Here is a 19,319-nt window from a genome sequence, read left to right on the forward strand (position 1 = left end):
ATAATAATAAAAACATGAAAAAGGATTATCATCAGTTATTATTAAATATTGGAAATGTTAAATATAGCTATGATAAATTAGATGGTAATAGTGCTGAAAGAGGAGAGAAAATAGTTATAACTCGTGTTCATACTCCTGTTCATGGAAGAACAGGAATTAGTATATTGGATAAATATAACTTGTAGATATGGGATGTATGGCTTGTATGTTAATTTTCCAAAGGATCTTTCTCCATGAGATACCTACCATATGACTATTTTGGGGAAGTTTGGTAATTCATGTTTTACTCCTGCTGGAACTTTTGTTCTAGGAACTCCTTATTTAATAAGATATAATAACGTTTTTAAATTAACAAAGTAATAAATATATTGCAAAAAATGCATTAGAATTAGGTAAAGGAAGGGATTTTGAATTTTTAGTTATCGACTGTGAAGAAGATTCAATTTGGTTGATGAATATTGAAGTTATGAAATGCTATATGGAATACTATTATGTTGATACATAATCTTAATTGAATTAAAATATTAATTTATTTTCACGATTTTTAAGAAAGTAAGGCATATTACTCAAATCATCACCTTACACGGGTAATTTTTCGGAGTAATAATCACAAACTGCTTAAACCTATAATTTTAATTTAATGGAAGTAAAAAAGAAATAATAAAACAACTTAGTTCTGAGTACTTAATTAGTTTTCATCTACCTACAGACTGTTTTAAATTCTCTGAAAGAAAATGAAGTTTTGTATTGCTGCAAGCTTTATGTAAATTTGGTAAAATACTTAATACAAAGTATCTTGATTATTATTCAAAAATCGAATTAGAAAAAAACTTCAACTAAAATAAATGGATGATATAAATATATTGACGGAAATATATCTGCCTTATTAATAAGGGATTATAAAATGATAAAGAATAGCAAGAAACTTTATAACAAATTTGATGGAAAAATAATTAAAAGATAAAGAAATAATATATTATGTGATAAAATCTGCGAGAATAAAAAACTCCCCACCAAAACTTTCCCACCAACTTACTCAAAAAACATCACCTTATTCTGATAATTCTTCGGAGTAATCCCCACAAACTGTTTAAATACCCTTGTAAAATAATTAGTATCAGAGAACCCGGTTTGAAAAGCCGTTTCTTTGATACTGTTTTTATTAGCGAGCAATTCCTTAGCCTTATTAATACGTTCCTTTAGAATAAATTCATTCGGGGAGGTTCCCAATTCTTCTTTGAACATTTTAAAGAAATTGGATTTACTTACATACGCAAGTTTTGCAATACTGTCTATGGAAAGCTTCTGATGAAGATTCTTTCTGATGTAATCTACAACATAGGAAATCCGGGATTTATTTTTAGCGATATTGTTTTCTACCAATTTTCGGGCTTGAGTCTGCATAAGCCTTATCAATAGCTCTTTTAATGCAAAATCGGCCATGATGTCTTTTTGAGTATTTGTATCCATGGCGATCCTCATAATATTATTGGTGGCTGAGGCAAGAGATTGATTGTTAAAAAGAAAGAACTCTTCCAGCTGAATATTCCATTGGGAAGTTTCATCCACTTTAGGTAGGGTATAATTCAAATAATTAAGAGTATCTTCTATAAATTCAGGGTTTAGGCTGAGGGAAATACATTGGGTTGGAAACCTGTCCGCATCGGGAAAATCAATAACCATTGTTTCTCCGGGAGCCATTAAAATGCTCTCTCCGGGACTATACTCAAAATAAGGGGTTTTATTTTCCAGCTTCATCCACTTTTTTCCCTGAAGCATAGCTGTAAATGCAATATGATCAAAATGAAGCTTAAACCCAAAAGCCGATCTGTGGGTTTCATAAATACTCAGTTCACAATTATTCAGATTGAATGTAGTCTGGTTTTCAACTAAACTTAATAGCTGATTTTCCTTTTTTAATTGAGGAGTATCCAATAAAAACTTATTTTCATTCATTTCTGCATTTTTTTGTGTGGCTTCCATATCAAATATAAGAATTTTTGAATGGATGGAATTGTTAAGGAAATTATAAAATTTTAGGAGAATATTATTTTGAAGTTTTTTTGTAGGATTATGCTACGTGATTTTTATCATGAAAATGTAATTTGGTGGAACAGAAATAGTAAAAATAGTATCATGAGTACAATAACAGAACAAAAAACAGGTACTGCATTCCAGTGGCCTCAATTTAAAAGCCAATATAACAATTATATCGATGGTAAATTTACAGCTCCGGTAAACGGGCAGTTTTTTGATGTAGTTTCCCCAATTAACGGAAAAGTATTTACACAGGCTGCGCATTCTTCCAAAGAAGATCTTGATCTTGCTGTAAATGCTGCTGAAAAGGCTTTTAGAACATGGAAAGATACATCTTCTACAGAAAGAAGCATTATCCTTAATAAGATAGCAGATAGAATGGAACAGAATCTTGAATATCTTGCTACCGTAGAAACTATTGACAACGGAAAGGCGGTAAGAGAAACATTGGCAGCGGATTTACCGTTGGCGATTGATCACTTCCGTTACTTTGCATCCGTAATCCGTGCAGAAGAAGGTTCTCACAATGAATTGGATAAAGATACGGTTTCATTGATCGTTCATGAACCGCTTGGAGTGATTGCACAGATTATTCCTTGGAACTTCCCGCTATTAATGGCTGTGTGGAAATTGGCTCCGGCATTGGCAGCAGGAAACTGTGTGGTGCTGAAACCTGCAGAAAGTACACCGATTTCTATTTTGGTCTTGATAGAGCTGATTGGAGATCTGCTTCCGGCAGGAGTTCTTAACGTAGTAAACGGATTTGGTGCTGAATTGGGTAGAGCTTTAGTAACCAATCCTAAAGTAACAAAAGCAGCATTCACAGGATCTACAGCGACAGGTAGAATGGTAATGCAGTATGCTACGGAAAATATTATCCCGGTAACATTGGAATTAGGAGGGAAATCACCTAATATATTCTTTAACTCTGTAATGGATGCAGATGATGAGTTCCTTGATAAAGCAGTAGAAGGAGCCGTTCTTTTCGCATTAAATCAGGGTGAGATCTGTACATGTCCTTCAAGACTCTTAGTGCAGGAAGATATTGCTGATCAATTCATTGCTAAAGTAGTGGAAAGAACCAAGGCGATTAAAGTAGGAAACCCATTGGATAAAACAGTAATGATGGGAGCTCAGGCTTCTAAAATTCAAAAAGATAAGATCCTTTCTTACATTAAATTAGGAAAAGAAGAAGGAGCGGAAGTTCTTACCGGGGGAGACGTAAATACTATCGAAGGTTTTGAAGAAGGGTATTACATCCAGCCTACCATTTTTAAAGGAAATAATAAAATGAGAATCTTCCAGGAAGAAATCTTTGGACCTGTATTGGCATTTACCACATTTAAAGATGAAGCAGAAGCTTTGGAGATTGCTAACGATACCATTTATGGATTAGGGGCAGGAGTATGGACCAGAGATGCTCATCAGTTATATCAGATTCCACGTCATGTCCAGGCAGGTAGAGTATGGGTGAATCAATACCATGCGTATCCGGCAGGAGCACCGTTTGGAGGATATAAACAATCAGGTATAGGTAGAGAAAACCACAAAATGATGTTGGATCACTACCGTCAGACAAAAAATATGCTGATCTCTTACAACAAGAACAAACTTGGTTTCTTCTAACCAATAAAAAATAAAGTTCCGATTTTTAGACTAGCTTTGAATGCAGAGGAATTCTGAAGCATTCAAAGCTGTTTTTTTATCTGATAAAAAAAACCAACCAAAAAGAAAATTTTATGATTCCAAAAACTATGAAGGCTGCCGTAGTGCAGGGTTATGGTCAGCCGTTAAAAATTGAAGAAGTTCCGGTAAGAGAACCGGGAAGGTATGAAGTATTGGTAAAAGTAATTGCCTGTGGAGTTTGTCATACGGATTTGCACGCTGTGGACGGAGACTGGCCGGCAAAACCTAAAATGCCTTTAATTCCCGGACATGAAGGGGTAGGGATTGTAGTAGCTTGCGGTCCGGAAGCACAGGTAAAAGAAGGTGATGCGGTAGGAGTTCCTTGGTTGTACAGTGCTTGTGGATGCTGTGATTACTGTATTACAGGATGGGAAACACTATGTGAAGCTCAGAAAAACGGAGGATATAGTGTAGACGGAGGGTTTGCTGAATATGTAATTGCAGATTCAAGATATGTGGGGCACCTTAAATCCAATGTTAACTTCCTGGAAATAGCACCGATCCTTTGCGCGGGAGTCACCGTATACAAAGGATTGAAAGAAACGGAAACAAAACCCGGAGAATGGGTAGCCATCTCTGGAATAGGAGGGCTTGGCCACGTTGCGGTGCAGTATGCAAAAGCAATGGGAATGCACGTAGCGGCGATAGATGTTGCGGATGATAAATTGGAATTAGCTAAAAAGCTGGGAGCAGATGTAGTAGTGAATGCTAAAACTACGGATCCGGGTGAATATTTACACAAGGAAGTAGGAGGAATGCATGGAGCATTAATTACGGCAGTGTCTCCGATTGCTTTCAAACAAGGTATTGATGTATTGAGAAGAAAGGGAACCATTGCATTAAACGGACTTCCGCCGGGATCTTTTGAACTGCCTATCTTTGAAACGGTGTTAAAAAGAATTACGGTAAGAGGATCTATTGTAGGAACCAGAAAAGATCTTCAGGAAGCATTGGATTTTGCTAACGAAGGATTAGTAAAAGCTACGGTTACTCCTGCGAAGCTTGAAGACATTAATGATGTCTTTGATAAAATGAAAAAAGGTCAGATTGACGGTAGAATTGTATTGGATATCGCAAGTCCAAACTAAAAATTAATAAAACGCTTTATAACCTGACAATTTATTTGTCAGGTTTTTTTAACTTTAATAAAAATAAAAAATAATGGAAACAAAAATATCCAGATTATCAGTAACAGAAGAAGCCTTGGAGGTCATCTGGGAATTAGAAAAAAAATATGGAGACCTTATGTTTTACCAGGCAGGAGGATGTTGTGAAGGTACGCAACCTCAATGCTTTGAAAAAGGAGGTTTCTATCCAAGGATGAATGATGCGATGATAGGAACCATTAATGAACATGAGTTTTGGGTAGACCGGGATTTATTTGAATATTGGAAATATTCACACTTCACTTTAGACGTAATGGATGGTTTTGGACCCGGAGGATTCTCTCTAGAAACCCCTCTTGGAAAGACCTTTAAGGTTCATTATACCCTATTCAAGCCTGAAGAATACGAAAAACTGGAACCGGTAAAACGCAGCGAATAAAAAATTCAAATTAAGACTAAACATTCCTCCCCACATACGCTCAGACTCAAACTAGACATCAATATATTGCACTTCCAATCAACGTTCCCATTAATTCAAATACGGGAAATATTCACACTTCATTTTAGACGTAATGGATGGTTTTGGACCCGGAGGATTCTCTCTAGAAACCCCTCTTGGAAAGACCTTTCAAGTTCAATATATCCCATTCTCACCCGAAGAATAAGAAAAAGAAAAACTGGACCCAGTAAAACGCAGTGAATAAAAAAAATCAAATTAAAACTAAACATTCCTCCCCTAACATACAAACACGCACAAACTAAACATCCTCTCCAGAAACATAAAATTAACCATCAATCATCAAAAAAATCTGCCCAATCTGCAAAATTAGCGATATAAAAAAAGGCCCTGTAAATCCCCATCTAACCATAGTTCAAATCATGATCGATACTAAGCAACATCAACCTATTAGAATAAAAAAATCAACTCAATTTTCCCCAATCTACAAAGTGAAAAATCAAGTCTTAATAAACCTATTCACAAACATCGCCGCCACAATATCCCCCACAGAATTTAAAACCGTCGCCAAAGGATCCACCAATGTCCCAATAATCATAACCGCCGGAATAGCTTCCTGCGGCAGTTTATAAACCGAAATCATCAGCATTTCCCCAATATAGCCCCCATTAGGAATACCTCCCGCCACAATACTCACGAATACTGTAATTCCCAATGCCAGCAGGAGATTAGAAGGATCAAAAAAATCCCTTCCTATAATTAGGAAAGCTACATAAATTTTAATAATAGAAGAAATGGAAGATCCGTTTTTATGAAGAGTAGATCCGATAGGAATCACCAAATTGGAAATAGAACTGGGAATCCCGATTTTAGATGCTGCCTGTAAATTGGAGGGCATACTGGCAAAGCTGCTGCATGTACTTAATGCAGTTAAAGTTGGGTATATGGCGTTCTTCCAAAAGCTTGTGAATCCTGTCTTGCCGTTCGCTATAAAAGCATAGAGAGAGAAAAATACAAAGAAATAAATGGTGCCTGCTATATAATAAATCCCTAAAGGCTTAGCGTAAAAACCAACAAGTTGAGGTCCTAAAGTGGCTACCTGATAGGCAAAATAAGTACCTAACCCAACCGGAGCGAACTTCATGATTAATAATAATAGCTCTTTCATTACCTCATATCCTGATGTGATAAAAGCTCTGAACTGTTTGCCCTGCTCCCCGGATTTCCTTGCTGCAAAACCGGTTAAAAAAGAAAAAATAAGCAGTGCCAACATATTTCTTCTGGAGAAAAGTTCAGTATATTCTCCAACAGTAAAGAAGCTTACGATTCTGTTTTGCCAGCTTTCGTTATCTGAAGCTCCGTCAGTGATCATATCCGAACTTCCTTGAAGGGAGGCTAAAGGAAAGAAATAAACTACGGTAATCGTATAAATGGCAGCGATCAGTATAAAAAGCAGAAAAGTAAAAGCCATAGTGAGAATAATCTTTCCAAACTTAGACTGTTGTTCCAGGGAAGCAATAGAGTTACATACTGCAAAGAAAACCAGAGGAACCACACTTACAAAAAGCAGATTAAGGAAGATATCTCCCAGTGGTTTTATATTCATTACAAAGTTGGGAACTGTAATTCCCAGAATACTTCCGATTGTAATCCCGAATAGTAAAAAAAGTATTCCGGAATAATTTTTAAAGACTTCTCTCATACGGTGTTTTTTGTCAAAGGTAAGTTTATTTTTAACATTATTTTATGTAAGTTTCAGGCTTAAATTTAGTAAATTTGAGTAAAACATACGTTTCTAATGGCTTATATAGACTATTATAAAATTTTAGGCGTAGATAAAAACGCAACACAGGATGACATAAAAAAAGCCTATCGAAAACTGGCAAGAAAACTTCATCCGGACCTTAATCCCAACGATAAAGAAGCCGAAAAAAAATTTAAAGAGCTCAATGAGGCTAATGAGGTACTCAGCAATCCGGAAAACCGTGCTAAATATGATAAGTATGGAGAGCACTGGAAGCATGGAGAAGAATATGAAAAAGCTCAGCAGCAGCAAAGGCAATATCAGCAGAGTCAAAACTATGGAGGAGGATTCTCCGGTGCTGATTTTGGAGAAGGTGAAGACTTTTCTGACTTCTTTCAAAATATGTTTGCAGGGTCAGGAGGTTTTGGAAGAAGTTCAAGGGGTAGTGCTTCAGGCAAATTTAAAGGTCAGGATATTCAGGCAGAATTAAACCTTAACTTAAGAGATGCAGCTAAATCACATCCGCAGACCTTTGAAATTAATGGTAAAAAGGTAAGGATTACTATTCCGGCAGGAGTATATGATGGTCAGCAGATAAAACTGAAAGGACACGGAAACCCTGGCTTTAATGGAGGACCTAACGGGGATTTGTATATTACCTTTAATATACCAGTAGACCCCGATTTTGAAAGAGTAGGAGATGATCTTAAAACCAAAGTGGTCATTGATCTTTATACTGCCGTCTTAGGAGGTGATGTAAAAGTAAATACCCTTGATGGAAGTGTTAACCTTAAAGTGAAACCCGAAACTCAGAATGGATTAACCGTAAGATTAAAAGGTAAAGGATTTCCGGTTTATAAAAAAGACGGACAGTTTGGAGACCTGTTTGTAACCTATGAAGTAAAATTACCGACGGATCTTACTGAAAAACAAAAAGAACTTTTTGAGCAACTTAAAAATTCGTAAACCATGATTGAAAGAATATCGAGAGAAGAACTCGTAAAAATATATAATGTTGAAATCAGTTTTTTTAATGAATTGGTGGAATACGGATTACTCAAAGTAGAAACCGAAAATGATATCACCTATGTACTGTATGAGGACCTTCCGGCTTTTGAAAAATATACCAATTGGCATTATGACCTGGAGATTAACCTTCCGGGACTGGAAGTGATTCAGGATATGCTTCAGAAAATAGAAAACCTCAAGCAGAGGAACAGGGAACTTATAAATAAGCTGTCTGCTATTAGCAATAAACATATTGAAGAATAAAAAAATCAGAGCCTTAAAACGCTCTGATTTTATTTTATTAATCTAACCATCCCATCTCTTTCATCCAGTCGTCATTGTAGATTTTGGCTACATATCGCGAACCGTGATCATGTAATAAAACGACAATAATATCATCTTTTGTAAACTGATCTTTCATCTGTATCAGAGAAGCAATGGCGCTTCCTGCAGAATATCCGCAGAATATGCCTTCCTCTTTAGCCAGTTTTCTTGCGTAGATGGCTCCGTCTTTATCCGTTACTTTTTCAAAATGATCGATAAGGCTCATGTCATAATTTTCAGGGATGATGTCTTCACCGATTCCTTCCGTAATATAGCTGTAAGCATGGTCGTAATGAAGCTCCCCGGTTTCATGGAATTCCTTTAAAATAGAACCGTATGTATCTACTCCGATTACTTGGATATTGGGATTTTTCTCTTTAAAAAACTTTCCACAACCTGTGATTGTACCACCTGTTCCTGCTCCCACTACAAAATGTGTCAGCTTTCCTTCCGTTTGTTCCCATATTTCAGGAGCGGTGGATTCATAATGAGCCTCTCTGTTCGATAAATTATCATATTGATTCACATACCATCCGTTTTCAGTTTCTTTAGCTAACCTTTTGGATACGGAATAATAAGAACGTGGATCGGTAGGTTTTACATCCGTAGGACAAACGATAACTTCAGCACCTACGGCACGGAGGATATCACACTTTTCTTTGGATTGTTTGGAGTTTGTTACAAAAATACATTTGTAACCTTTAATGATGGCGGCTAATGCCAGTCCCATTCCGGTATTTCCTGACGTCCCTTCAATAATGGTTCCTCCGGGCTTTAATCTTCCGTCTTTTTCAGCATCTTCAATCATTTTTAAAGCCATCCTGTCTTTAACGGAATTTCCGGGATTGAAAGTTTCCACCTTAGCTAAAACCAGCGCAGGGAAATCACTTCCCAATACCTTATTGAGCTTTACCAATGGAGTATTACCTATAGTTTCAAGAATATTTTCTGCGTATTTCATATCATCTTTTATATGCAGTGCAAAGATACAGCTTTCCAATTAACCTTTCTCATAAGGAAGATAAGGATAAGAAAAACTTATCATCATTGTAAAGATGGTTTTATATTAAAAAAGTAAAATATTGAATGATAATTAATTATACTTAATAGCTTTTACAGGAGAAATCTTACTGATCAGATAGCTCGGAACAATTAATGCGATAGCTGAAATAAGAAGTATGCCTGCCGAAATAGAAATAATAGCAACGGGGTTGATATCCACGGGAACTGTGCTTACATAATAATTTTCAGGATTAAGCTTTATGATTCCAAAATACTTTTGAAGCAGAATAAGTCCTAAACCTATAAAGTTTCCATATAAAAGCCCGGGGATCATGATAATTAAAGTATAATTAATAAATGTGGCCCTGATCTGTGCATTATTGGCACCTAAGGTTTTTAATAACCCGATAGAATTAGTTCTTTCAATGATCAGAATAAGAAGAACCATAATAATATTAATGATCACCACAATAAGCATAATAATGATGATAAGTGCGATGTTGGTATCAAAAATGCTGATCCAGTCGGTAATCTGAGGAAACTTTTCAGTAGCTTTTTCAGCATAATTTTTGTAGCCTATCAGGTTTCCTATTTCCGGAAAGTCTTTATCTATGTCATTTACATTTTTTAAAAAGATGTCTAATCCTCCGATTTCATCAGGTTTCATGTCCAGGATTTTTCTGACATGATTGATACCTCCGATTACAAATTGTTCATCCAGCATTTTGATATCGGTCTTATATATTCCGACTACCTCAAATTTTCTGTATATAGGCTGCTGATCGGTTTTTGAAAAGATAGTAACGATGCTGTCTTTCACCTTCAGATGAAGATCATTGGCAATTTTCTGCGAAATCATTACACCGTTATAATATCCTACCTCGGTAACTTTTGGAGTGGTGCCGGCCACAAGAAATTTTTTGAAACGTGCGCTGTCGAAATCCTTTCCGACTCCTTTGAATATAATTCCGGAGAAATTATGTTCATTACGCATGATTCCTGTAATCGTAGCATATTTCTGAACATCTTCCACATCCGGAAGTGCCATTATCTTTTTTATATCCAATCCCTGATTATCTAAAACCGAAGAATTATAAGATGAATTGGAACGGGTGGATTTCACGGTGATATGTCCGTTGAAATCAGCAAGTCTTTCCTTAATGGCTTTCTTAGATCCGAAACCTGTAGATACCGTGATGAGGGAAACAATAATCCCTAATGCTACGGAAAGACGGCCAATGAAGATGATAACCCTTGAAAGGTTATTTTTATTATCTTTGGAAAACGCTATTTTTCTAGAGAAATATAAAGGAAAGTTCAAGCTTATGAATTTAGATTTCAAAATTAAAAATTTACTTCTTATTTGCCTAATTTTTTTAGGAGTATTCAACAAGTATTATTCTCAGACTCAAGATAAAGACTTATTTAAAACAGGCGCGGACCAGCCCGAACTGTATATTCCTTTACTGAAGGGTAAAACCGTGGGAATCGTTACTAATCAGACCGGATTAATGAAAGACCGTACCCATCTTGTGGATTATCTCGTAAAAAACGGAATTAAAATACAGTCTATTTTTGCTCCGGAGCATGGATTCAGAGGGAATGCAGATGCAGGTGAAACGGTGAAGAACGGAGTAGATGCTAAAACAGGAATCCCTATTATTTCCTTGTATGGCAATAATAAAAAACCGAAACCGGAACAGCTCAAAGGAATTGATGTGGTGGTCTTTGATATTCAGGATGTGGGTGTCAGGTTTTATACATATATCTCTACTTTAACCTATTTGATGGAAGCTGGAGCTGAAAATAATGTAGAAATAATGGTGCTGGACAGGCCTAATCCACATGACGGATATACGGATGGTCCTGTATTAAGGAAAAAGTGGAAAAGCTTTGTCGGAATGCATGAAGTACCCGTAGTTTATGGATTAACTATCGGGGAATACGGAAAAATGGTAAACGGTGAAAAATGGCTTAAAAATGGTGTTCAGGCAAAATATACGCTGATACCTATGCAGAATTACCATAAAAAACAACGCTATCCGATGTCGGATAAGCCTTCTCCCAACCTCCCGAATGATAAAGCCATTAATCTTTACCCGAGTTTATGCTTTTTTGAGGGGGTGCAGGTTTCTGTAGGAAGGGGAACCGATCTGCCGTTTCAGGTTTACGGCTCTCCCTGGACAAAAAGCTTACCTTATCAGTTTACTCCAAAACCTAATTACGGAGCCAAAGATCCTTTCTTAAACGGTAAGCTATGCTACGGAGAGGATTTATCCCGATATCCTGAGGATTTACGTGAATTAAATTTGGAATGGGTAATCAGGGCATACGAATCGTATAAAAACCCTAATCAGGACTTCTTTCTTAAAAACCTATGGTTTGATACATTGGCCGGCACAGATGAGCTGAGAAAACAAATCATTGCTCATAAACCTGTTTCAGAAATTAAATCTTCCTGGAAAAAAGGCCTGGAAGACTATGAAAAGATAAGGGTTAAATATATTGTTTACAAAGATTAATCAAAATTGTGTGGGGGCTTATCGTTATTTTTTCCCTTATTTAAAATAAATAATCCTAATGTGAGCCCGACAACTCCGGCTCCGGCTGTCAATAATGCTCTTTCCAGTTTATCAGGTAATTCATTTCCCAAATAATTCATCAGGAAGAGAATAGCAAAAGTGATCACGGAAAGGATAAGATGTTGTTGCCCAAATAATTTCATACTATTTTATTTTATAAGATATCATCACACCTCCTCTGTAAGGTAGAATTTCACCGCTTTTATTGTATTTATAAGCCGGGTCATACCGTTTTCCTGTCGTTCTATCATAACCTTTATAGAAATCCTGTGAAGTGCCAACGGTGGCATAAATATCCATATTCCAGTTTTCGCCCAACCTGAACTGGTATCCAGCCGTGATTCCGACTAAAAATGAAAATCCTTTTTGATAAAGATTTGATTTTATAAAAGATTCACCATTATCATTCACATGTATACCGTTGCTCCAGTAATTCCATTTTTGAAGGACAAACGATGCGGCAGAAAGATTTCCGCCAATATACCAGTGCTTAAAAGCTTCATTAAAATAATACCTTCCTTCTACAGAAAAAGAATAATATTGAAATTCGTGGCTGGCAAAGGATTTCCATGGTGAGATAAAAATATCTCCCTGTAAGGTAATTTTATCCTTGAGTTGATGTTCTATTCCTGCATTTACTACTCCAATGGGAAGAAACAAGGCATTGGCCTTGATATAGGTGGCTTTCTCTTTTTCCTGGGCGTGTAATCCCCCTACAGCGGAAAAGCAGACAAGTCCTGTGAAAAAACTATGTTTCAGCATGTACATACTTATTTTATTTCTTTTAATAGTTCTTCTGCTAGTTTGGAGAATTCATTGTTATTAGTGGCCAGGTTTTTAGATATTTCAGCATAAGTCTTGGCCATTTCCTTATTTCCTGTGAGGAATTGAAGTTTTGCTAAAATGTATGTGTTTTCTGCAGTTTCTGATCTCATGACTGATTTTTCTGCCCATTCTACTGCTTTTTTTAAAGAAGAAGTGTCGGTAACATGGTTGGAAAATACCCAGGCAGCTCTTAATAATTCATTAGGATCAAAAGCATCAGAATTTTTATAGTATTCTAAGGCTGTTTTTTCATAAGCGGGAAAGTTTTCATGAAATTCATAATAACTTAATTGGGTTTGGTGAAGACGGGTTACAGCCTCTTCTTTTCCCACTAAGGGTTCTGCTTTTTCAAGAAAAGCTTTTTCGTCTATTCTGTTATTCTTATTATCAATGGATGCTTCAATGATTTGGGACAGTTTCATCTGATTATCAAACTGTTTGTAAGTGTCTTCCGGAACAAATTTAATGATCTCCGCTTTTCTGTCCACAAAAACCTTATAATTAGGATCGTCAACAGATTTTATAAAAAAGAATAAATAGCCGAGCTCATCTTTGGTAAGTTCTTCACTCTTTTTTTTATTTTCAAAATACCTTTCAGATGCTTTTTTAGCGAATTCAAAATCGGAGGATGAATTCAGTCTCATAATATTAACCAGAAATTCCGGATCCTTTTCTCCGTTGGCAAACCTCTCTTTCAAAGAGCCTTTCTTATTATTAGGAGAATTTATGTCCTGAGCCATAGCGAGGAACATACTTTCTTCCATGTATCCGTAGTTTTGAGAAATAAGTTCCCCATCGCCATTTAAAAAGAGATAAGTAGGATAGGAGCGTACTCCGTATTTTTTAGCAAGTTCCCGTCCTTCTCCCTTTTCCATATCAAATCTTGCATTCACAAAATTAGCATTATAATAGTCACCCACAGGTTTTTGAGAAAAAATGTTCTTCTCCATAAGTTTACAAGGGCCGCACCATGAAGCATAAGCATCAATAAAAACAATTTTATTTTCTTTTTTTGCTTTACCTATAAGTTCCTGAAAAGGTAAGTCCTGGAACTGAATAGCTTCCTGAGCAAAGGCAATCACTGAATTAAATAAAAATAACCCAGAAACAATCTTCTTCATTCTCAATTAAATTAAAGGACGAATATACTTATTTTCATCCTAAGTAAACTGTTAAATAACATTAAAATATTTTTTCTTAGAGGGGAAAAACACTGAGCTTATTTTTGCTCAAACCTCTCTAAAGTCCCATCTTCCTTATAAGTAATGCTGTATGATGATCTTTCATTTTCAATAGAAGTGGGATACCAGTGTATCTTTTTATTATGAATAAAAGCGTATAATGTGTATTGCTGATCGTTATGTTTTATTTCCTTTTTCTTTTCTACAAGGATTTTATATACATTGTTGGCATTTTTAAAAGGAATTTGGTCTAGATTGACAAGGTTTTTTTCTATAGCATCATTTTTAGATAGGCGGACCGGTTTCGGCTTTTTCCAATATCCGGCTTCATACCAGTATTCATCTATATATGCTGGGTTTTCAGGATTTTGAAGACGTATGGAAATTCTTCCATCATCATAGAAATAGACAAGTTTATATACAAAAATTGATTTTCCGGCATATTCAGGGAGGGAACGTAAGGCTCTCTCAGCACTTTCCAATTGAGCTAAATCGGCAACTAAAATTCCTTTTTTCTTCTTTGCAGTCTCTCTTTTGTCAGTATTCTCTACTATTCCGGATTTTAGTTCCTGAAGATCAGTTTCGAATGCCGATGCCGGGGAAATCTCTTGATTATTTGCTAAAGTATCATCAATAGTTTTTTTTAAGTCGTTGCAGCCGGTTAGAAGGAATATCAGGATAAGAATGCAGAAGCTTTGTTTTTTCATACTAATTATTGATTTCATCTGTAAAATTAAATGTTTGCGGATCATCAGGAAGGTAAATGATTTCTCTTTCTTTTAATTGACTTATTTTTCCTATATCCAATAAAGAAACAATGCTTTTTATAGACGTATTGTGCTGCCTTCCTTGTCTATCGGTAAACTGAACGGTAAATTTTACCTGAGGCTGTTCATTAATATAAGTTCCTGTCTGAGAAATATCCTCTATAATAGCCTTGGTACGAACGCCTTTAAATTTAAGTTGTAATTGCTCTTTTGGGGAAAGCTTATTAAAAATAAATGTTCTTACAATGAGATAAATAATACCATTAAAAAACAGCATGATAGCTGGTGACAATAGGAGAGGGTGAGATAATTCCATAAATCTCCACCCATAACCTCCGTTCTCATGCTGGTAAGCATAATAGTAATAATAAATAACAGCAGCGAGCAGGAATCCTGCAATTAAATAAAGTTTATAATTAATTCTTGACTTTATATTTTCCAGGGTTACGTATGGGTTTTTAGTAAAACTGGGATCTACTCTCAGATAAATTATTTTTCCCTTTATAAATCTTTTCTCCTGTGGGCGACTATCATTAATGGTCATTTTATGAAGAATAGTTTCGTGGGAGAAATTTTTCAGTTCAAGAATGAGGTCCTTCGTCTCCCACTTGCCGGAAAAGAGCTTTACATTCTTAATTTCTTTTATAACAGCAGAAACTCTTGTTCCATACGTCTCAAGATATCTGATATTTCGTTTGGCCATGAATCCGCCCCTGTAAATAAAATAAAATGAAATGCCAAATACAATAAGCCATAATAAAATGCTTAACGCAAGATAAAAAAGAGCCAGTTTACCATCTCTTAAAGAAAGATCATCATAGTTTACCGTATTATAATAGATGACGGCGGGATGTACAAAAATAAAATATGGAATAAGTAAGAAAGGAAGTAAACCTAATATATTGAATGCTTTTTTCATTATAATTAAATTAATATTCGGTGTAAATAAAAAAACCACCTTTTAAGGTGGTTTAAGTGGTTTCTCCAGGAATCGAACCAGGGACACATGGATTTTCAATCCATTGCTCTACCAACTGAGCTAAGAAACCAATTGTTGTTACTCCATAAGATTCTGGAGTGGTGCAAAAATAATAGGTTTTACATTATAATCCAAGGATTATGTCTACTTTCTATATAAATAAAAAACCACCCTTTTGAGGTGGTTAAGTGGTTTCTCCAGGAATCGAACCAGGGACACATGGATTTTCAATCCATTGCTCTACCAACTGAGCTAAGAAACCATTTTGTTGTCTTACTTCGTTGTTTTAAAGTGATGCAAAAGTAGTAACTTTTACCATACGAAGCAAGTATTATTAAAAGTTTTTTTCTTTTAAATAAAAACTTACTGATTATCAGTTGAATTATTTTCCTGCTCCTTTCTTATTTGCTCGCTCATCTCTTCTAATACAGGTTTGATCGTACTTTCAGGAAGGTCACTGATCCGGATATACATAAGTCCGTCGATAGCGTCATTGAAGTTCGGGTCAACATTGAAAGCGATAACTTTTGCATTTTGTTTGATGTACTTTTTGATCAGGACGGGTAGTCTTAATTCAGGTTCAAGATCATCAATAATCTTATCCAATTTGTTGAGGTCGGACTCTACTTCTTCAAAAAATAAATTTTTGTCCCGATCCCTCAGCCTCACTTTATATTCATTTTTGGGCGTAATATATTGGGCTACGGCAGAGTCAAAATAATTGGAACGCATGAATTCGATCATCAGTGATTTGGAGAATTCCGAAAACTTATTGGAAATACTCACACCTCCCATCAGAAACTTATGGTCAGGGTTTCTTAAACATACATGGACAATACCTCTCCATAAAAGAAATAGGGGAAGTGGTTTTTGCTGGTATTCTTCTGTGATATAAGCCCGCCCCATTTCAATAACTTTTTTGAAAAAAGGATGGATGTCCTGCTCGAATTCAAAGAGGGAACTCGTGTAAAACCCTTTTACTCCATATTTTTTCATTACCTCTTTTCCTAATGCCATCCGGTAGGCTCCTACCAGTCTTTCCTCAACATTATCCCAAAGGAAAAGGTGATGATAATGCTTATCATATTCATCCAGATCGAAAGGAAGGTTGCTGCCTTCACCTACGGCCCGGAAGGTAAGTTCTCTTTGACGTCCTATTTCCCTCATTACAGAAGGAATATCTTCATAGGTAGTGAAGAATATCTCATAATTACCGTTGCTGAACAGCATTTTATCCGAGCATTTAAGTCGGCTTATATCTTTAAGGATATCTTCCTTCGGAGTTTCATCAATAATATTCTGGATGATATTTTCTTCTTTCAGCAAAGGAAATTTTAATGAAAGGTTAGGAAGATTAAATACCTGTGAAAGAGATTTTCTCTTATCATAGTAAGACTTCATCATGTAGACCTTACGTTTCAGATATTCACCTAATTCTTCAATATTTTCCATTTCCTCCATGGCTCTTACCGAAATAGGTCTTCCGATTCTGATTCTGATAGGATCTTCCCGGTCGCTCATCATTTCCGAAGGAAGCATTAAGGTCTGAAGATTAGGGTGGATTTTGGCGATCTGGTAAAACATACTGCTGTTCTTAGCATGAAAATACATGGGTACAACAGGAACTTTGGCAGTTCTGATCAGTTTTAAAGCCGGTTTTTCCCACGGTCTGTCCAGAATTTCACCATCCGCATTGTTTTTGTTGGAAACTTCTCCGGCAGGAAAAATTCCTATGCATCCCCCGTTTTCAAGATGTTTAAGGGTCTCCCTCATTCCGGAAGAGCTGTTATAAGCATCTTTTCTTCCTTCAAATGGGTTGACGGCAATTACATACGGTTTCATAGGCTTTATTTTTTCCAGTAGAAAATTACCCATGATTTTAAAGTCCGGACGTACTTCGGTTAAGATCTTACACATTAAAATCCCGTCAATGGCACCGAGCGGATGATTGGATACCAGAATAAAAGGTCCTGTTTTAGGGATTTTGGCCAGATCTTCCTCAAATGCGATATATTTTATATTTCTTTCTTTTACGAAAGAGTCAAAAAAATCTTTACCTTCTTTATCTTTTAATTTTTCGTATAGTTTATTTACTTCGTTTATTTTAGCAATGCTCATAACAGCGGATGCCACAGGATTTTTAAGAAACCCTATTTTATTTAAGCCAGAAGCTTTTATCAAGTCGCTTTTCGAAATTAAGCTCATGTGTTTTTAACGTTCATTTGGTTTTATTGTGTTACCATCTGAAGCGTATTCTTTGAAATTTGTTCCAACAATACACTTTTTCCATGATAAAACTGGTCGATATGATCCATATTCGCATTTCTTACTGTAAATAAAGATACGTTTTTTATAATTCCGGTTTCAAAAATTTTTTGTAATTCTTGATTGAGTTCATCCACTTTATTGAATTTATCTTCTAAACAAAGGGCTAGAGAAATAGCAGAGTTCTGCATCAGGGAAACCTTAATTTTATATTTGGATAAGAAACTGAAAATTAGGCTCATATGGTCTTCTGCGATGAATGAGAAGTCTCGGGTGGAGATTTTTAAGAGTACCTGATTTTCTTTTAAAATATAAGATTCTTCCTGTTGATTTTTATCGGTGATGCCTACTTTGGTTCCGGCTTTTGTGGGATCTACAAAAGATTTTACAAAGAAAGGAATATTTTTTTGTTGTAAAGGCTGCAATGTTTTCGGGTGAATAACGCTGGCTCCGTAATAGGCCATTTCAATGGCTTCTTCATAAGAAATATGGGAAAGGAGAGATACGTTCTGGAATTTTCTCGGGTCACCGGTCATAACTCCCGGAACATCCTTCCATATGGTCATGGCTTCCGCATTCAGGCAATAGGCAAAAATAGCGGCAGAGTAGTCGGAACCTTCTCTTCCTAAGGTAACGGTAAAATTATTGTCGTCAGATCCTATAAATCCCTGTGTTACATAACAGGTTTCAGGATTAAGCTGAGAAATAAGTTCTGCGGTTTTCTCCCAATTTACAACACCATCCCGGTATGAATTATCTGTTTTAACGTAATCTCTTGCATCAAGCCATTGATTCGTAAACCCGATTTCATTAAGGTATTCGCTGACAATTTTGGTGGAAATCATCTCTCCACAGCTTACTACCTGGTCATACACGAAATTGTAGTTGGGAGATTTGTTCCTTCTTAAAAAAGAGTCAAGATCATCGAAAAACAGACTGATCTCAGAAAAAACGGAATGATTTTCTTCAAATAATCCTTTAGCGATTTCTATATGTTTCTGTTTAATATTTTTAATTTCAGTTTGATAGTCCTGTTTATAGAAATAATGTTCCACCACCTTTTCCAAAGCATTAGTGGTTTTATCCATTGCTGAAATAACCAGCAGACATTGAGTGAAACCCTGGCTTTTTAAAACCATTGATACATTTTTTACACTTTCAGCGTCCTTTACGGAAGCGCCCCCAAACTTGAAAATTTTCATTAAAATATTAAAAATAAAATTGTTAGGTTAGATTACTTATGTTTATAACAATTGGCAAAATTATAAATTTAGAACGAGATATGAAATAGTCTATCCGTATGATAGGCAACATAATTTTAAAAGAAAAATTCTTTCCATTGAAAGAAAATTTCCG

The 19,319-nt window shown here is 35.8% G+C and carries 18 protein-coding genes, 2 tRNA genes and 1 pseudogene; 8 read left to right on the forward strand and 13 right to left on the reverse strand.

Translation table 11 applies throughout. The features are described from left to right. Positions 1-14 precede the first annotated feature (14 nt). A complete protein-coding gene (locus ABJ974_RS04810; RefSeq protein ID WP_419870252.1) occupies positions 15-185 on the forward strand; it encodes a hypothetical protein in 171 nt (56 codons plus the stop codon). Positions 186-1,032: 847 nt separating this feature from the next. Here the strand turns inward: ABJ974_RS04810 and ABJ974_RS04815 are convergent. After that, the gene (locus ABJ974_RS04815; protein WP_419870253.1) at positions 1,033-1,983 is read right to left on the reverse strand and encodes an AraC family transcriptional regulator; all 951 of its coding nucleotides are present in this window, start codon (positions 1,981-1,983) and stop codon (positions 1,033-1,035) included. A gap of 153 nt (positions 1,984-2,136) precedes the next feature. On the opposite strand from ABJ974_RS04815, the gene ABJ974_RS04820 reads away from it, so the two are divergent. The 4 genes and pseudogenes from ABJ974_RS04820 to ABJ974_RS04835 form a co-directional block, all read left to right on the forward strand. Next, on the forward strand, positions 2,137-3,663 hold the full coding sequence (locus tag ABJ974_RS04820) for an aldehyde dehydrogenase family protein (protein WP_419870254.1): 1,527 nt from the start codon (positions 2,137-2,139) through the stop codon (positions 3,661-3,663). 113 nt (positions 3,664-3,776) lie between these two features. Further along, positions 3,777-4,811 carry an alcohol dehydrogenase AdhP gene (gene adhP / locus ABJ974_RS04825; RefSeq protein WP_419870255.1) on the forward strand — a complete coding sequence of 345 codons (1,035 nt, stop codon included), beginning with the start codon at positions 3,777-3,779 and terminating at the stop codon, positions 4,809-4,811. A 73-nt stretch (positions 4,812-4,884) separates the two neighbouring features. After that, positions 4,885-5,268, forward strand: coding sequence for a DUF779 domain-containing protein (locus ABJ974_RS04830; RefSeq protein WP_419870256.1), 384 nt, complete (start codon positions 4,885-4,887; stop codon positions 5,266-5,268). Between the two features lie 94 nt (positions 5,269-5,362). After that, a pseudogene (locus ABJ974_RS04835) lies at positions 5,363-5,494 on the forward strand (DUF779 domain-containing protein); the annotation flags it as partial. Positions 5,495-5,785: 291 nt separating this feature from the next. Here the strand turns inward: ABJ974_RS04835 and ABJ974_RS04840 are convergent. Next, a complete protein-coding gene (locus ABJ974_RS04840) occupies positions 5,786-6,988 on the reverse strand; it encodes a dicarboxylate/amino acid:cation symporter (RefSeq protein WP_419870257.1) in 1,203 nt (400 codons plus the stop codon). A 96-nt stretch (positions 6,989-7,084) separates the two neighbouring features. On the opposite strand from ABJ974_RS04840, the gene ABJ974_RS04845 reads away from it, so the two are divergent. Together ABJ974_RS04845 and ABJ974_RS04850 are read left to right on the forward strand one after the other, a co-directional pair. After that, on the forward strand, positions 7,085-7,996 hold the full coding sequence (locus ABJ974_RS04845; protein ID WP_419870258.1) for a DnaJ C-terminal domain-containing protein: 912 nt from the start codon (positions 7,085-7,087) through the stop codon (positions 7,994-7,996). Between the two features lie 3 nt (positions 7,997-7,999). Continuing rightward, positions 8,000-8,302 carry a chaperone modulator CbpM gene (locus ABJ974_RS04850; protein ID WP_419870259.1) on the forward strand — a complete coding sequence of 101 codons (303 nt, stop codon included), beginning with the start codon at positions 8,000-8,002 and terminating at the stop codon, positions 8,300-8,302. Between the two features lie 37 nt (positions 8,303-8,339). On the opposite strand, the gene ABJ974_RS04855 is transcribed toward ABJ974_RS04850, so the two are convergent. Beyond that, positions 8,340-9,323 (reverse strand): PLP-dependent cysteine synthase family protein, encoded by a 984-nt coding sequence (locus tag ABJ974_RS04855; protein WP_419870260.1) that lies wholly within the window; start codon positions 9,321-9,323, stop codon positions 8,340-8,342. A gap of 132 nt (positions 9,324-9,455) precedes the next feature. Continuing rightward, entirely contained in the window at positions 9,456-10,685 is a 1,230-nt protein-coding gene (locus ABJ974_RS04860) for an ABC transporter permease (protein WP_419870261.1), read from the reverse strand. A 4-nt stretch (positions 10,686-10,689) separates the two neighbouring features. Between ABJ974_RS04860 and ABJ974_RS04865 the strand changes: the two genes are divergently transcribed. After that, positions 10,690-11,886 carry an exo-beta-N-acetylmuramidase NamZ family protein gene (locus tag ABJ974_RS04865; RefSeq protein ID WP_419870262.1) on the forward strand — a complete coding sequence of 399 codons (1,197 nt, stop codon included), beginning with the start codon at positions 10,690-10,692 and terminating at the stop codon, positions 11,884-11,886. On the opposite strand, the gene ABJ974_RS04870 is transcribed toward ABJ974_RS04865, so the two are convergent. The 9 genes from ABJ974_RS04870 to ABJ974_RS04910 all read right to left on the reverse strand — a co-directional run bounded on the left by ABJ974_RS04870 (position 11,883) and on the right by ABJ974_RS04910 (position 19,165). Next, a complete protein-coding gene (locus ABJ974_RS04870; protein WP_419870263.1) occupies positions 11,883-12,089 on the reverse strand; it encodes a hypothetical protein in 207 nt (68 codons plus the stop codon). The genes ABJ974_RS04865 and ABJ974_RS04870 overlap by 4 nt on opposite strands. A gap of 1 nt (position 12,090) precedes the next feature. Beyond that, on the reverse strand, positions 12,091-12,708 hold the full coding sequence (locus tag ABJ974_RS04875) for a DUF3575 domain-containing protein (protein WP_419870264.1): 618 nt from the start codon (positions 12,706-12,708) through the stop codon (positions 12,091-12,093). 8 nt (positions 12,709-12,716) lie between these two features. Further along, on the reverse strand, positions 12,717-13,892 hold the full coding sequence (locus ABJ974_RS04880; protein ID WP_419870265.1) for a thioredoxin family protein: 1,176 nt from the start codon (positions 13,890-13,892) through the stop codon (positions 12,717-12,719). Positions 13,893-13,990: 98 nt separating this feature from the next. Beyond that, positions 13,991-14,677 carry a hypothetical protein gene (locus tag ABJ974_RS04885; protein ID WP_419870266.1) on the reverse strand — a complete coding sequence of 229 codons (687 nt, stop codon included), beginning with the start codon at positions 14,675-14,677 and terminating at the stop codon, positions 13,991-13,993. Then, positions 14,661-15,638: a hypothetical protein gene (locus ABJ974_RS04890; RefSeq protein WP_419870267.1), complete on the reverse strand. Its 978-nt coding sequence runs from the start codon at positions 15,636-15,638 to the stop codon at positions 14,661-14,663. Before ABJ974_RS04890 ends, ABJ974_RS04885 begins: the two co-directional genes overlap by 17 nt. Before the next feature lie 57 nt (positions 15,639-15,695). After that, positions 15,696-15,768 (reverse strand) — tRNA-Phe (locus ABJ974_RS04895). Positions 15,769-15,887: 119 nt separating this feature from the next. After that, positions 15,888-15,960: transfer RNA gene (locus ABJ974_RS04900), tRNA-Phe, on the reverse strand. Positions 15,961-16,061: 101 nt separating this feature from the next. Further along, a complete protein-coding gene (locus tag ABJ974_RS04905; RefSeq protein ID WP_419870268.1) occupies positions 16,062-17,903 on the reverse strand; it encodes a lysophospholipid acyltransferase family protein in 1,842 nt (613 codons plus the stop codon). Positions 17,904-17,926: 23 nt separating this feature from the next. Then, positions 17,927-19,165: an aspartate kinase gene (locus tag ABJ974_RS04910; protein WP_419870269.1), complete on the reverse strand. Its 1,239-nt coding sequence runs from the start codon at positions 19,163-19,165 to the stop codon at positions 17,927-17,929. Positions 19,166-19,319 lie beyond the last annotated feature (154 nt).

The sequence above is a fragment of the Chryseobacterium sp. CT-SW4 genome (genome assembly GCF_048572715.1).
Classification (GTDB): domain Bacteria; phylum Bacteroidota; class Bacteroidia; order Flavobacteriales; family Weeksellaceae; genus Chryseobacterium.

Coding starts and splice junctions, on each gene's coding strand:
- adhP (WP_419870255.1), top strand. CDS start 3,777: ATGATTCCAAAAACTATGAAGGCTGCCGTAGTGCAGGGTTATGGTCAG.
- ABJ974_RS04840 (WP_419870257.1), bottom strand. CDS start 6,988: ATGAGAGAAGTCTTTAAAAATTATTCCGGAATACTTTTTTTACTATTC.
- ABJ974_RS04815 (WP_419870253.1), bottom strand. CDS start 1,983: ATGGAAGCCACACAAAAAAATGCAGAAATGAATGAAAATAAGTTTTTA.
- ABJ974_RS04830 (WP_419870256.1), top strand. CDS start 4,885: ATGGAAACAAAAATATCCAGATTATCAGTAACAGAAGAAGCCTTGGAG.
- ABJ974_RS04870 (WP_419870263.1), bottom strand. CDS start 12,089: ATGAAATTATTTGGGCAACAACATCTTATCCTTTCCGTGATCACTTTT.
- ABJ974_RS04820 (WP_419870254.1), top strand. CDS start 2,137: ATGAGTACAATAACAGAACAAAAAACAGGTACTGCATTCCAGTGGCCT.
- ABJ974_RS04845 (WP_419870258.1), top strand. CDS start 7,085: ATGGCTTATATAGACTATTATAAAATTTTAGGCGTAGATAAAAACGCA.
- ABJ974_RS04905 (WP_419870268.1), bottom strand. CDS start 17,903: ATGAGCTTAATTTCGAAAAGCGACTTGATAAAAGCTTCTGGCTTAAAT.
- ABJ974_RS04850 (WP_419870259.1), top strand. CDS start 8,000: ATGATTGAAAGAATATCGAGAGAAGAACTCGTAAAAATATATAATGTT.
- ABJ974_RS04810 (WP_419870252.1), top strand. CDS start 15: ATGAAAAAGGATTATCATCAGTTATTATTAAATATTGGAAATGTTAAA.
- ABJ974_RS04875 (WP_419870264.1), bottom strand. CDS start 12,708: ATGCTGAAACATAGTTTTTTCACAGGACTTGTCTGCTTTTCCGCTGTA.
- ABJ974_RS04890 (WP_419870267.1), bottom strand. CDS start 15,638: ATGAAAAAAGCATTCAATATATTAGGTTTACTTCCTTTCTTACTTATT.
- ABJ974_RS04865 (WP_419870262.1), top strand. CDS start 10,690: ATGAATTTAGATTTCAAAATTAAAAATTTACTTCTTATTTGCCTAATT.
- ABJ974_RS04855 (WP_419870260.1), bottom strand. CDS start 9,323: ATGAAATACGCAGAAAATATTCTTGAAACTATAGGTAATACTCCATTG.
- ABJ974_RS04885 (WP_419870266.1), bottom strand. CDS start 14,677: ATGAAATCAATAATTAGTATGAAAAAACAAAGCTTCTGCATTCTTATC.
- ABJ974_RS04910 (WP_419870269.1), bottom strand. CDS start 19,165: ATGAAAATTTTCAAGTTTGGGGGCGCTTCCGTAAAGGACGCTGAAAGT.
- ABJ974_RS04880 (WP_419870265.1), bottom strand. CDS start 13,892: ATGAAGAAGATTGTTTCTGGGTTATTTTTATTTAATTCAGTGATTGCC.